12 protein-coding genes are annotated in these 12,972 nt (G+C 61.6%); 9 read left to right on the top strand and 3 right to left on the bottom strand.

The genetic code is table 11. The annotated features are described in order from the left end of the window. Positions 1 to 207: 207 nt before the first annotated feature. From RA24_RS01325 to RA24_RS21645, 9 genes are all read left to right on the top strand, one after another. Positions 208 to 1,941, top strand: coding sequence for an ABC transporter substrate-binding protein (locus tag RA24_RS01325; protein ID WP_019298159.1), 1,734 nt, complete (start codon positions 208 to 210; stop codon positions 1,939 to 1,941). A gap of 155 nt (positions 1,942 to 2,096) precedes the next feature. Beyond that, the gene (locus RA24_RS01320; RefSeq protein WP_039189206.1) at positions 2,097 to 3,161 is read left to right on the top strand and encodes an ABC transporter ATP-binding protein; all 1,065 of its coding nucleotides are present in this window, start codon (positions 2,097 to 2,099) and stop codon (positions 3,159 to 3,161) included. 7 nt (positions 3,162 to 3,168) lie between these two features. After that, on the top strand, positions 3,169 to 4,269 hold the full coding sequence (locus RA24_RS01315; protein WP_039189205.1) for an ABC transporter ATP-binding protein: 1,101 nt from the start codon (positions 3,169 to 3,171) through the stop codon (positions 4,267 to 4,269). Then, a complete protein-coding gene (locus RA24_RS01310) occupies positions 4,269 to 5,132 on the top strand; it encodes a carbohydrate ABC transporter permease (protein WP_039189202.1) in 864 nt (287 codons plus the stop codon). The genes RA24_RS01315 and RA24_RS01310 overlap by 1 nt, the downstream gene beginning before the upstream one ends. Before the next feature lie 13 nt (positions 5,133 to 5,145). Then, on the top strand, positions 5,146 to 5,943 hold the full coding sequence (locus tag RA24_RS01305; protein ID WP_019298163.1) for a carbohydrate ABC transporter permease: 798 nt from the start codon (positions 5,146 to 5,148) through the stop codon (positions 5,941 to 5,943). Beyond that, positions 5,943 to 6,221 carry a DUF2160 domain-containing protein gene (locus RA24_RS01300; RefSeq protein ID WP_019298164.1) on the top strand — a complete coding sequence of 93 codons (279 nt, stop codon included), beginning with the start codon at positions 5,943 to 5,945 and terminating at the stop codon, positions 6,219 to 6,221. Before RA24_RS01305 ends, RA24_RS01300 begins: the two co-directional genes overlap by 1 nt. Positions 6,222 to 6,465: 244 nt before the next feature. Continuing rightward, positions 6,466 to 6,882, top strand: coding sequence for a BlaI/MecI/CopY family transcriptional regulator (locus RA24_RS01295; protein ID WP_019298165.1), 417 nt, complete (start codon positions 6,466 to 6,468; stop codon positions 6,880 to 6,882). Continuing rightward, positions 6,872 to 8,014 (top strand): M56 family metallopeptidase, encoded by a 1,143-nt coding sequence (locus tag RA24_RS01290; protein WP_039189199.1) that lies wholly within the window; start codon positions 6,872 to 6,874, stop codon positions 8,012 to 8,014. The genes RA24_RS01295 and RA24_RS01290 overlap by 11 nt, the downstream gene beginning before the upstream one ends. 402 nt (positions 8,015 to 8,416) lie before the next feature. After that, positions 8,417 to 9,811 (top strand): M10 family metallopeptidase C-terminal domain-containing protein, encoded by a 1,395-nt coding sequence (locus RA24_RS21645; RefSeq protein WP_052269501.1) that lies wholly within the window; start codon positions 8,417 to 8,419, stop codon positions 9,809 to 9,811. A gap of 33 nt (positions 9,812 to 9,844) precedes the next feature. Here the strand turns inward: RA24_RS21645 and RA24_RS01280 are convergent, their stop codons facing one another. From RA24_RS01280 to RA24_RS01270, 3 genes are read right to left on the bottom strand one after another with little or no spacing between them, the layout of a single operon-like run. Further along, positions 9,845 to 10,942: a GNAT family N-acetyltransferase gene (locus RA24_RS01280; RefSeq protein ID WP_039189196.1), complete on the bottom strand. Its 1,098-nt coding sequence runs from the start codon at positions 10,940 to 10,942 to the stop codon at positions 9,845 to 9,847. Positions 10,943 to 10,955: 13 nt separating this feature from the next. Beyond that, positions 10,956 to 11,891 carry a sulfotransferase family protein gene (locus RA24_RS01275; protein ID WP_082020299.1) on the bottom strand — a complete coding sequence of 312 codons (936 nt, stop codon included), beginning with the start codon at positions 11,889 to 11,891 and terminating at the stop codon, positions 10,956 to 10,958. Beyond that, the gene (locus tag RA24_RS01270; protein ID WP_237754618.1) at positions 11,888 to 12,940 is read right to left on the bottom strand and encodes a lipid II:glycine glycyltransferase FemX; all 1,053 of its coding nucleotides are present in this window, start codon (positions 12,938 to 12,940) and stop codon (positions 11,888 to 11,890) included. The genes RA24_RS01275 and RA24_RS01270 overlap by 4 nt, the downstream gene beginning before the upstream one ends. Positions 12,941 to 12,972 lie beyond the last annotated feature (32 nt).

Raw genomic sequence — 12,972 nt, 5'->3', positions numbered from 1 at the left:
GAGAAACTGCCGTTGCGTTACAACCGCAGATGCCGCGCTGCGGCATAGCGTTGACGCTCAACAGAGGAAACAATTTCCAAATGAATTCAATACAATAAGCATTACTAAAAAATTAGTTTGACAATGCAATCCAACCTATGAAAGCTCTATGCCAGTCAGGTGCAGGCAACGCGCAGCTGGCCTCAAGAGACTTTCAGGGAGGAAGAGATGCGTAAGTATCTTCTCTCCGCAGCAGCCGTTTGTGCGGTGGTTGCGGGATCAATTGGCTATGCCGACGAAATGGCGGCCAAAAAATGGATTGATGAAGAATTCCAGCCGTCGGCTTTGACCAAGGATGAACAGCTGTCAGAGATGCAGTGGTTCATCAAGGCCGCGGAACCTTACAAAGGCATGGAGATCAACGTGCTGTCGGAAGGCATTCCGACGCACAGCTATGAATCCGAAGTGCTGACCAAAGCGTTTGAGGAAATCACCGGCATCAAGGTGAACCACCAGATCCTGGGTGAAGGCGAGGTCGTCCAGGCCGTGCAGACCCAGATGCAGACCAAGCGGAACCTCTATGACGGCTACGTCAATGACTCCGACCTGATCGGCACCCACTCGCGACTGCAGCTGGCGTACAACCTGACCGACATGATGGCGGGCGAATTCAAGGACGTGACCAACCCCGGCCTCGACCTGGATGACTTCATGGGCACCCAGTTCACCACCGGCCCGGACGGCGACCTGTACCAGCTGCCCGACCAGCAGTTCGCGAACCTCTACTGGTTCCGCAAGGACTGGTTCGACCGCGAAGACCTGCAGGCCGCGTTCAAGGAAAAATACGGCTATGACCTGGGCGTTCCGGTCAACTGGTCCGCGTATGAGGACATCGCCGAGTTCTTCAGCGAGCAGGTCAAGGAAATCGACGGCACCGCGATCTATGGCCACATGGATTACGGTAAGCGCGCGCCGGACCTTGGCTGGCGGATGACCGATGCGTGGCTGTCAATGGCCGGTGCCGGCTCGAAAGGCGAGCCGAACGGCGTGCCGATCGACGAATGGGGCATCCGCATGGAAGAAGGCTCCTGCAACCCGGCTGGTGCCAGCGTGACCCGCGGCGGCGCCGCCAACGGCCCGGCAGCGGTCTATGCGATCCGCAAGTGGGACGAATGGCTGCGCAAATACGCGCCTCCGGGTGCCGCGTCCTATGACTTCTACCAGTCGCTGCCGGCACTGGCACAGGGCAACGTGGCACAGCAGATCTTCTGGTACACCGCCTTCACCGCCGACATGGTGAAGCCGCAGTCCGAAGGCAACAACACGGTCGACGGCGACGGCAACCCGCTGTGGCGGATGGCGCCCAGCCCGCACGGCCCCTACTGGGAAGAAGGCCAGAAGGTCGGCTATCAGGACGTGGGCTCCTGGACCTTCCTCAAGTCCACCCCGCTGGACCGTGCCCAGGCGGCCTGGCTTTATGCCCAGTTCGTGGTGTCCAAGACCGTGGACGTGAAGAAATCGCACGTTGGTCTGACCTTCATCCGCGACTCTTCCGTGAACCACGAGAGCTTCACCGAGCGCGCACCCAAGCTGGGCGGCCTGGTCGAGTTCTACCGCTCGCCTGACCGTGTGGCATGGTCGCCGACCGGCATCAACGTGCCGGACTATCCGAAGCTGGCCCAGATCTGGTGGCAGCAGATCGGTGACGTGAACTCCGGCGCCTTCACGCCGCAGGAAGCGATGGACCGTCTGGCCGAGGAAATGGACATCACCATGGGCCGTATGCAGCGTGCAGACGAGCAGGCGAATGTCTATGGCGGCTGCGGCCCGCGCCTGAACGAAGAGAAAGACGCGGAGTGGTGGTACGCCAATGGCGGCGCCAAAGCCCCGCTGGAGAACGAGAAGCCGCAGGGCCAGACCGTCAACTATGACGAGCTGGTGGCCCGCTGGGCAACCAACTAAGGCCTCCTCCCGGTCCGGCCAACGATCCCCATCATCTGGCCGGGCTATCCTGGCCCCGGAGACCCTCTTCCGTCATCCGGGGCCATCTTCCCAAAGATCAGAGCGCGCCCCTGCCCCGCGCGCAAACAGGCCGCCTGCCAGAAAGTCAAAGCAAGATGGCACTCGAACTCAAGGGTGTGACCAAGCGCGTCGGCGCCATTCAGCACATCAAGGAAACCTCCCTGCTGCTGGAGCCCGGTCACTTTAACGTCCTCCTCGGCGCCACCGGCTCCGGAAAGACCTCACTCATTAAACTGATGGCGGGCCTCGACCCGATGGCCAGCGGCCAGGTGCTGATGGATGGCGAGGATGTCAGCCGTCTCAGCACTCAGAAGCGCAACATCAGCCTGGTGCATCAGTTCTTCATCAACTACCCGCATATGACGGTTTTCGAAAATATCGCCTCGCCGCTGAAGGTGGCTGGAATGGCGAAGTCGGAAATCGAAGGCCGCGTCGAAGAGGCTGCGGAAATCCTGCAGCTGAAACCGATGCTGCACCGCCGCCCGCACGAGCTGTCCGGCGGTCAGCAGCAGCGCTGCGCCCTGGCCCGTGCAATCGCCAAGGAAAGCCGCGCGGTGTTCCTGGATGAGCCGCTGGCCAACCTCGACTACAAACTGCGCGAGGAGCTGCGCGACCAGCTGCCCGAACTGTTTGCAGGCCGCGGTGCGGTGGTGGTCTATGCGACCTCGGAACCCGAAGAGGCGCTGCTTCTGGGCGGCAAGACCGCGCTGATGCGCGACGGCCGCGTGACCCAGTTCGGCCCCACTGCCGAAATCTATCGCAACCCCGGCAATGTCGATGCGGCGCGGGTGTTCTCCGATCCGCCGATCAACACCGCCGAGATCACCAAGCAGGGCAGCATGGCCCGCTTGGGCGCCGGCGTCACCTGGGAGCTGGCTGGCGACGCAGCCGGTCTGGCCGATGGCACCTATACCATCGCGATCCGCCCGCACCATGTGTTGCCGCAGCCCCGCAACGGCGCTGATGTGCAGCTGTCAGGCCAGGTGCAGGTGACCGAACTCTCCGGCTCCGAAAGCTCTGCCCATTTCGACATGGGCTCCGGCAGCTGGGTCTCGCTGGCCCACGGCGTTCACCCCTACCGCGTGGGTGAGCTGCACGACTTCTACATGGACCCCGCGCAGGCATATTTCTTTGCCCCCGACGGCAGCCGCGCGGCGTGAGGCATCAATGGCTAAAATAACTCTCTCCAAACTGCGCCACAGCTACCTTTCGACGCCGAAATCCGACTCGGATTACGCGCTGAAGGAAATCGATCTCGACTGGACCGACGGCGGCGCCTATGCGCTGCTCGGCCCCTCAGGCTGCGGCAAATCCACCCTCTTGAACATCATTTCGGGCCTGCTGGTGCCGTCCGAGGGCCAGATCCTGTTCGACGGCAAAGACGTGACCGCCCTGCCCCCGGATCAGCGCAACATCGCCCAGGTGTTCCAGTTCCCGGTGATCTACGACACCATGACGGTTTACGACAACCTGGCCTTCCCGCTGCGCAACCGCGGCCGGGACGAGGCCACCGTGCACCAGCGGGTGATGGCGATTGCCGAGATGCTCGAAGTCACCGAGATGCTGGAGCAGAAGGCGGCGGGCCTCAGCCCCGACAACAAGCAGAAAATCTCCATGGGCCGCGGCCTGGTGCGCGAGGACGTCAACGTGGTGATGTTCGACGAACCGCTCACTGTGATCGACCCGCACCTGAAGTGGAAGCTGCGCTCCAAGCTGAAGGAGCTGCACCAGCGGGTGAAGGCGACGATGATCTACGTCACCCACGACCAGACCGAGGCGCTGACATTCGCCGATCAGGTGGTGGTGATGCAGCTGGGCGAGGTGGTGCAGATCGGCACGCCGGTGGAGCTGTTCGAGCGCCCCGCGCACACCTTTGTCGGCCATTTCATCGGCTCGCCCGGGATGAACATCCTGCCTTGCGAGCTGCAGCACGGTGCCGCGATCTTTGCTGGCCAACAGATTGCACTGGAAGGCCCCGTACAGGGCGCCGCAAACGGCCGGACCGAGATCGGCATCCGACCGGAGTTCGTGTCGCTGGCAGGCGACGGCTTGCCTGCCACGGTCACCAAAGTCTCTGACATCGGCCGCCACACGGTGGTGGAATGCGAGGCCGGCGGCTGCCGCATCAACGCCGTGACCGAAGGCGCCGCACCGAAAAAGGGCAGCGCTGTGCATCTGGCCTTCCGCCAGGACATGACCCGGCTTTATGTGGACGGCTGGCTTGCCACCGCCCCGGCCAATGCCACCGGCGAACAAGGAGCAGCCTGATGAAAACCGAAAACCAGAAAGCCTGGTTCTTTGTCCTGCCAGTGCTGGCGCTGGTCGCCTTCAACGCGCTCATTCCAATGATGACGGTGGTCAACTACTCGGTGCAGGAGACCTTTGGCGACAACGTGTTCTTCTGGCAGGGGCTGGACTGGTTCCAGCAGATCCTGCGCTCCGACCGTTTCCACGCGGCGCTTGGCCGCCAGTTCATGTTCACCTTCCTGATCCTGATCATTGAGGTGCCGCTGGGCATCGCCATTGCGTTGTCGATGCCGCGCAAGGGGTTCTGGGTGCCGGTGTGCCTGGTGCTGATGGCGCTGCCAATGCTGATCCCGTGGAACGTGGTCGGTGCGATGTGGAACATCTTCACCCTGCCCGACATTGGCCTCTTGGGCTATTTCCTGAACCATGTGCTGGGCATCTCCTATGACATGACACAGGATCCGGTTGCGGCCTGGGTGACCATCGTCACCATGGACGTCTGGCACTGGACCTCGCTGGTGGTGCTGCTGAGCTATGCCGGCCTGGTGTCGATCCCTGACGCCTATTACCAGGCGGCCAAGATCGACGGCGCCTCCAACTGGGCGGTGTTCCGGTTCATCCAGCTGCCCAAGATGAAAACGGTGCTGACCATCGCCATCCTGCTGCGCTTCATGGACAGCTTCAACATCTACACCGAGCCGTTTGTGCTGACAGGCGGCGGTCCCGGAAACTCCACCACGCTCTTGTCGATCGACCTGGTGAAAATCGCGCTTGGCCAGTTCGACCTCGGCCCCGCTGCGGCCATGTCGCTCATCTATTTCGCAATCACGCTCCTGGTCTCCTGGCTGTTCTACACGCTGATGACCAAGGACGATCTGAACTAAGGGAGGGATCCAGATGCAGAAACGATCCATCGTCCCCATCGTCTATATCTTGTTCCTGATGCTGCCGATCTATTGGCTGGTGGCGATGAGCTTCAAGACGACCAATGAAATCCTGTCGGGCTTCTCGCTGTTCCCGCAGACTTTCACGCTGGACAATTACGCAACCATCTTCACCGATCCCAGCTGGTACTGGGGCTACATCAACTCGATCGCCTACGTGTCGATCAACACGGTGATCTCCATCGCGGTGGCGCTGCCGGCGGCCTATGCCTTCAGCCGCTACCGGTTCCTGGGCGACAAGCAGCTGTTCTTCTGGCTGCTGACCAACCGGATGGCGCCTGCCGCGGTGTTCGCGCTGCCGTTCTTCCAGCTCTATTCCGCGGTGGAGCTGTTCGACACCCATCTGGCGGTGGCGCTGGCGCACTGCCTGTTCAATATCCCGCTGGCGGTGTGGATCCTGGAGGGCTTCATGGGCGGCGTGCCCAAGGAGCTGGACGAAACCGCATTTGTCGACGGTTATTCCTTCCCGCGCTTCTTCGCGACGATCTTTATCCCGTCGATCAAGGCAGGCGTGGGTGTGGCGGCCTTCTTCTGCTTCATGTTCTCCTGGGTGGAGCTGCTGCTGGCCAAGACCCTGACCGCCGTTGCCGCCAAGCCGATTGCCGCCACCATGACCAAGACCGCCTCCAGCGCGGGTTATGAACTGGGGCTGCTGGCAGCTGCGGGAACTCTGACAATCATTCCGGGCGCCATCGTGATCTGGTTTGTCCGCAACTACATCGCGAAGGGTTTCGCGATGGGGAGGGTGTAATGCTTTCATGGATGGCCTGGACCTGGCCCACTGCCCTGTTGTTCATCGGCATTTTCAGCGCCATCGGCGTGCTGATCATCGCCGAAATCCGCCACCCCGGCGGCGCGGCCCGCAAAGGCGTGCTCGGCCTCACCACGACCCGCGGCGACCGGCTGTTCATCAGCCTATTGGGCACCTCCTACATCTTCCTGGCCTGGCTGGGACTGGTGGGGATGCCCTTGTGGTGGCCGCTGGGGCTGTCGGTTGCCTGGGGCATCTTCTGCTTCTGGAAGGTTTGACCCGCGACCTCAAACAAAGTCGGGACAGGCCTTGAAGGCAAACCCGTCCTTCAAGGCCGTCTCAGCCAAGACCCCGAACGGATGCGCCAGGCACCATCGCGAATACTGGCCATCACCCTGCAACCTGCTGAGAAGACTCGCGCGGCAGCGCACATTGTGACAACAAAAGCCCCGCTGCCGCGCATCTTCTAAAAAAATAGTTTTCACGGAAGCCTGCTTCCCCTAGCATGACTGGAACGATCACATGAGCCGGACTGCCGAGGCGATGCGCAAGAAACACGACACTTCCCTGCTGACCGAGGTTGAGCTGGAATTCATGACCGTGGTCTGGGACATGGGCGGCGGCACCGTGCGCGATATCCTTGCCGAGCTGAACAAGATGCAGGAACGCGCCTATACTTCGGTGGCCACGGTTCTCAAGATCATGGAACAGAAGGGCTTTCTCACCAGCGAGCGCAAGGATCGCTCCCTGGTGTACCGCCCCGCCGTTCCCAAGGCAGAGTATCAGAAAACATCTCTGAAAAACCTTTCGAGCAAGCTTTTCAACGGCGCGCCCGCCGCATTGGTGGCGCGGCTGGTCGATGATGAGGATGTGACCGACGAGATGCTCGAGGAGATGCGGGCGCTCTTGGAGGAAAGGCTGGGGGATAATGAACGCTGATGTTCTGCTGAATGCCTATATTGATCTGAATATCCTGCTGCTGGCGGGCACCCTGTTGTGGTTCGCCGCCCGCAAGGCACTGGCGCGCAGTCCGCTGGGGCGCGCCTACCGGCCTCAGCTGCGGCTGCTGAACGGAATGACGGTACTGCTGGCGGCCTCGCCGCTGCTGATCCTAGCGTTTACCCGCTTTGTCATCGCCCATCCGCCTAATTTCTCTGACATGCTGGTTTCGCAGTATCTGCAGGGCAATGTCAGCATGAGTGCCGGAACTTTTGAGGCCACCCTCGGCCTGCGCGAAGATGCAGTGCGCGGCCTCACCAGCCTGCAACCCGGCTGGGCGCAGGCCGTTGCAGCGGCTTTTGCTGTTGGGGCGCTCATCTGCCTGGCGCATGTGGCGGCCTCTGTCTTCCGCCTGCGGCAAAACCTGGCCGGCTCCTTCCTTTGGAAACGCATTGGCCGGGTACAGCTGATGGTGTCCGATGACATCCGCGTGGCCTATTCCACCCGAGGGCTGCTGCGGCGCTACGTGGTGCTGCCCTCGGCATTGCTGAATGATCCGCGTGACCTGCGCCTGACCATCGCGCATGAGCTGCAGCACTTCCGCCAACGCGACATCGAATGCGAGTTTCTGCTGGAGCTTCTGCGCCCCGCCCTATTCTGGAATCCCGCCTTCTACCTTTGGCGGCGCGAGGTGCGTCTGTTGCGCGAATTTGCCTGCGACCAGGCGCTGATGGCGCGGCCTGCGTTTGATGTGCGCGCCTATTGCGAATGCCTGATCCGTGCCTGTGCCCTTGCCGCGCGCGGCCCGGCACTGTTCACCCGCCGCAGCCCTGCTGTGGCGCTGGTAGACCGCCGCGAAACCCGCCGCGGAGCCTCCCTGCAACGCCGCATCATTGCGGTGACAGCGGTTCAGCCGCGGGGGCCGAACTCCCTTGGCTGGGGGCTGGTCTCTTTGACGATGGCCGGGGTGGTGCTGGCGACGGCGGTGCTGCTGCAACGCCCCAGCGACTGGAGCCATGACCGCATCATGCTGTCGACGATCGTCAACCTGGAGCGCATGGCCAGCCGCAACAGCGCTCCGGAGCTTGCCGTCAGTGCCCTGAACGGCGGTTTTGCTGTGCCAAGCCAGTAACTCTCCCGGCCAGTCGCCACCTGTGAACACAGTGATCTTGGCAGGTGGCACCGGGAGCTGCCACCAGTCAACTTAAAGACGCAATCTTGCGCAGGCGATCCACCCTTTCAAGAAAAAAACTCCGTTGCTCCCTCCTCTGAGAGAGGTCAGCGCGGCGGAAAATGACTGCTTCAGCGCGGCGCGAAGCGGGAAACATGCGTTCTTAGCCCCCGAAAACTGACGCTAAACCGCTTCAACCCCAGGCGGTTAGCGCCTTTGTCAGCGGGTTTTCACCTTTCATCTGCATGTATTTGGCAGGTTCCCGCTGTGGCAGCAGCACGGCGGAGCCTGAGGGTTTTCTTTTGGTACATGCCAAGTCCACAAAAAGCGCAAGTGTTAGCTTACGGGTAAAAGGTGACGGGCATGTACCAGACGGACTACAAACCGATTGGCGGATACGGCCAATTCAATACTATTCTTCAGCTTCAGGACGGCCGCATCGACATCTCGGAAGATGGCAGCGTTTCCCTGATGCGGGCAGGATCGGCAGGCGAAAAGGTTGGCAAGTCAGCCTATAGCACTGCAATCAATTCAACTGATGCCTCCGGTCTGATCACCGCCGAGTTTGAGTTCATGATCCCGGATGGCAATCCGCTGAGCCATATTTATCTGGCAGACCTTGAGAGCAACGCCTCTAGCAGCGGGTTCAACCCGGGTGTGCGAATTCAAGTCCGTGACGGGTTGATCCGGGTCGAACGCGGCAAGATCGGTATCAAAGAGTTGTGGCCGGCGGATCAGGATGAACTGCTGCAGACCGGAAAATGGTACACTTTGAAGATCGTCATACGTCCCGGTGATCAAAACAGCGGAGAAATTCAGCTGTATCTGGATGGTAAGCTCGTCGTGGACGAGCAGGGCCAGACCATGGACACGCGCTATGCCAATGGGGAAATCGACCGCGTTCAAATCGGCCTTACCGCCAACGTAAACGACTATGACGCGGCCTTGGCGGTTCGGAATGCCGAAATCACCGTTGACCATCCTGGCACTGGCAATGATGGCCACTACAGCCTGAACCCGCTGGATGCGCTTCAGCACTCGGTTGGCATTTACCGCAATGGCACCGAAGCTGACCCCGTATATGTCAGCGAAATCAATCCGGATCAGCCTTCAACACCCGAACCGCCGGTGGAAGAACCCGGTTTTAACACCATCACCGGCACCCCGAACGACGATGTTCTGAAGGGAACCGGCAATGCTGATGCCGTTCGAGCATTCAATGGCAGGGACTGGCTTGATGGGGCCGGAGGCAGCGATCTGCTTCGGGGCGGTGGTGGACTTGACACCATCTCTGGCGGCAGCGGCGATGATACAGTTTATGGCGGAACCCGTGGTGACAGGCTGTATGGCGACTCTGGCCAAGACGAAGTTCACGGAGGGAAGGGCTACGACCAGATTCACGGCGGAGGCGGTGAGGACAAGCTGTTCGGCGGCAACGGAAAGGACAAGCTTTTCGGAGGCAATGGCCAGGACGTGCTGTACGGCGGCGCCGGTGAGGACACGCTAAAGGGGGGCAGCGGTAATGATACCTTCACGTTCAAAACCGGGGCGGGCCAGGACATCATCACTGATTTTGCAGTGGGTTCCGACCAGGTGCACCTTGATTTCACCTCGGCGGAACTGAACGCGCTGCGGTTTCGGAATGTTGCAGGCGAAGACGGCGGGGTGCTGATTATACAGGGGGAAGACAGCCTTCTGCTTCAGGGGGTAAGCTACTCTGATCTGTCCAGCAGCGACTTTCTGCTGAACGGGTCCTGAGCAGGGGTTGCTGCCGTCCTGCCCATCCCTGTTTCAGGTCCGCGGGCGGGGTTTTCCTGATCTGAGAGATTGACGCAGAAGCTGCAACTGGCTGGCAGTCTCCAGACGCAGACGCGCGCCCAGGCTGGCACGGCTGATACGCAGGCTGCAGGTTTGCATCCGGCTGTTTGCCATCCGCTTGAGGTTATGACGCGCGGACCAGAGATTGAAGGACACAGCCCCCTCATCCAAGCTGTGTTTGATAGACTTGAACATCAGGGCGGTACCGGCCCCCAGCTCGCCCCCGTTGGGCGTAAGGGCTGTGAAGTAACCGTGATGCGTTCCGCCCCGGTCTGCCAGATTGAAAACAAAGGCAACAGGCTGCCCCCGGAGTGAAGCCGACCAGAACCGCAGTGTTCCGTCCCTTGCGCAGCCGCGAATCTGGTCTTCGTATAGCTGTAAGCCGACGTGGCGCATGCGCGGGCAATTCTTCCAGCTGGCAGACACCACCGCCCTAAGCACGTTTACCGCGGCCTCCGGGTCATCGTCAGGCGGGCTCAGGCAGACTTCGCAGCTGGCTGCCAGTTTCCGCTCGGCTGAACGCAGGTTGCGGCGGTTCTTGCTGCTGAGCTGTGCCTCCAGCTCAGCGCCGCTTGCCACGCCTTCTACCAGGTAATAGCCCAAGCCGACACGGTTCCCGACGCAGTAGCCCCCCCGTTCAAATGCCTGAGCCAGACAGCGGCCCAGGCGGTTGCTCTCCGGCAGGTTTTCAAAGGTAAGGTCCAGCCAGCGCATCTGTTCCAAGGCCTGAACCAAGGCCGAGGACAATTCGTGCTGGTCCAGCTGCGGGTCAAACAGCAGATCAAAAGCCGGGGATGACCCGTAAACAGGCGGCCCTGCGCGCCAGGCCAAGGCCGCTTTCCAGTCGCGCCGGCGGAACAGCGGCAGGAAGCCGGCCAGGTCCCCGCCCCGCCACAGACACAAGCACACAGGTCTTTGCCCTTCGGCAATTGCAGCACGTGCCCACGGCAGGAAAAAGCCTGGCCTGTCAAAGGCACCGGCGCCTGCCGCCGAAGACAAGGCCGTCAGCTGCCCGTCCAGCGCCTGCAGTTCAGGCAGGCTGCAAGCAACTTCGGCACGCAGTGTCGGCATTCAGGTTTCCTCCTTATTCTGCCGGATCCCGGGACCAGGCGTCCCGCGGGGGGCCATTCACGGTTGCCGGCCAGACCCAGACAGGAAAGTCTGCCGGCCGCCGGCTGGCACGCCGCCGCTGAGCTGCTGCAAGCAGCGTCTGCGGCACGCCATAGGCAATCAATTGCGCGGCCTTTGCGACAGCCAGATCCGCCGCCGTCAGTGCCTGTTTGCGCTGGTCCCGGCTGGCAAAGCTGGAGTTCGGAGCATATTCCGGCGGCCGGATGCTGTCCGCCTCCAGCCCGGCGGCCGCGAGCACCGGTGCCAGTACCTTGCCCGGATCGGCGCGCAGGGTTTCATAGTCCGCCAAAAAGACGCGTTTACTGCCCAGTTGCCGCTGCAGCTGGCGCATGCAGCGCTGATGAAACACATTCGAAGCACAGGCCCGCCCGATCAGAAGTGCGCGCCACGGGTAAGATGGCGGACGGCGGCCATAGGACCACAGCCGCGATCTCAGGAAGCCCGGGTTGCCGCGGCTCACGCATAAAAACAGTGCTCTGGGCACAGCCTTGGCTATATCTGGCCCCAGCAGGGTGTGGTGCGGCGATTTCTCAACCCAGGCCATTGCGTTCTGCCGTTGCGACAGCGCTTCCATAACCCCGCAGAACAATTCTGCAGGGCTGGCGCTGGCTTCGGCTGCCTGCTCTCCCCACCTGCGCGATAACCCGCAAAGCTGGTAGTATTCGCTGCGCAGGAAATCCCCTGCTGCATCGGCGCGCCAGCCAGCACTTGGCCAAGGCTCCATGGCTGGTGCGAAATGCGAGAAGAAAATACTTTCATGCACCCCGTGGTGACGCTCCGCCGCCACGGCGGCAACTCCGGGTTGCGCCGCCAGCAGATTGGCAGCCAAAGTGGTGCCGGAGCGCTGCAAACCCAGAACAAAAATGGGCATGGCACGATGCGTGGTCATACGCCCGCCCCCGCCTGCTGCCGCAACCCGCGGCACGCGCGGCGCAGGTTGAACAGCAGAGCATGGCTGGGCTGGCGCAGCGGCAGAACATAGGCCGGCACCAGCGGCACTGCTTCCGGCCTGAAAGCTGACTTGAACTGCGCGCGGTTTCTGGCCCCACCGGAAACTTCCGCGCCGCCAGCGTCAGGCACGCTCACAGCACCGGCCATGTCATATTGCGCAAACCCCTGCGCCTGGGCGGTTTTCATGGCCTCCCAGACGAGCGGATACCCTGCAGCCGCACTGGAATGCTCCTCACAACGCGCGAGGGCCAGCCAGAACGCCCGGCTGCCATCGGCAATCATGACATGCCCGGCCACAAGCTTTCCCCGCTGCCAAGCCAAAAGAAACGCGCCCTTGTTCCGCGTCATCTGCCATTGCGACTCTACCGGCGGCACAGATTCCAGACCCAATCCGCGCGCGCGAAAGAATGCCTTCATCAGCGGTTTGAACTGCAGGGCTTCTTCCAGGCTTGCAGCAGGGCGCACCTCAATCCCTGCCTTTTGCGCATTGCGGATCTGCCTGCGGCAGCGCTGCTTCAGCCTGGATTGCAAATCCTCTGCGGAGCCGTGCAATCCGACCAGCGCCGTTTCCGTGTGTTGAGATTGAGCACCAACTGGCAGCCGGACACAGCCTGCGGCCTGTAACATTTCACAGACTCTCTGGACTTCCACTTCACCGCTCCAGCGCGGGTTGAGCTGCATCGAGCAGCAGCCTTCGCGGCGCAAACGCGCTGCAAAGGCTGGCAGTACTTGCGCCAGCGCCTCCGGCGTCCTGGTAACAGGCCCGCGCCGGAAACTAGCAAAGTACCGCCCCGGCGCGAGCCATGATAGACGCGCGACGCCAAAGCCGGCGATGCCGCCATCCGGGTAGCATGCAGTCAGCACAAGATAACGGTGGCGCGGCGGCGGCGGGCAGACAGTGGCAAAATCAGGAGACTGCAGCCAGGTAGCGGGCGGGCAATCCTGGAGGAAAGCTTCGACACTGCTGCTGGCCGCAGATTGCGGCACCTGATCCAAACTGACATGGATTTCTGCATTTT

It is taken from the genome of Leisingera sp. ANG-M6 (genome assembly GCF_000813905.1).
GTDB lineage: Bacteria > Pseudomonadota > Alphaproteobacteria > Rhodobacterales > Rhodobacteraceae > Leisingera.
The sequence above is the reverse complement of the archived record's forward strand: the minus strand, read 5'-3'. Positions and strand labels throughout refer to the sequence as shown.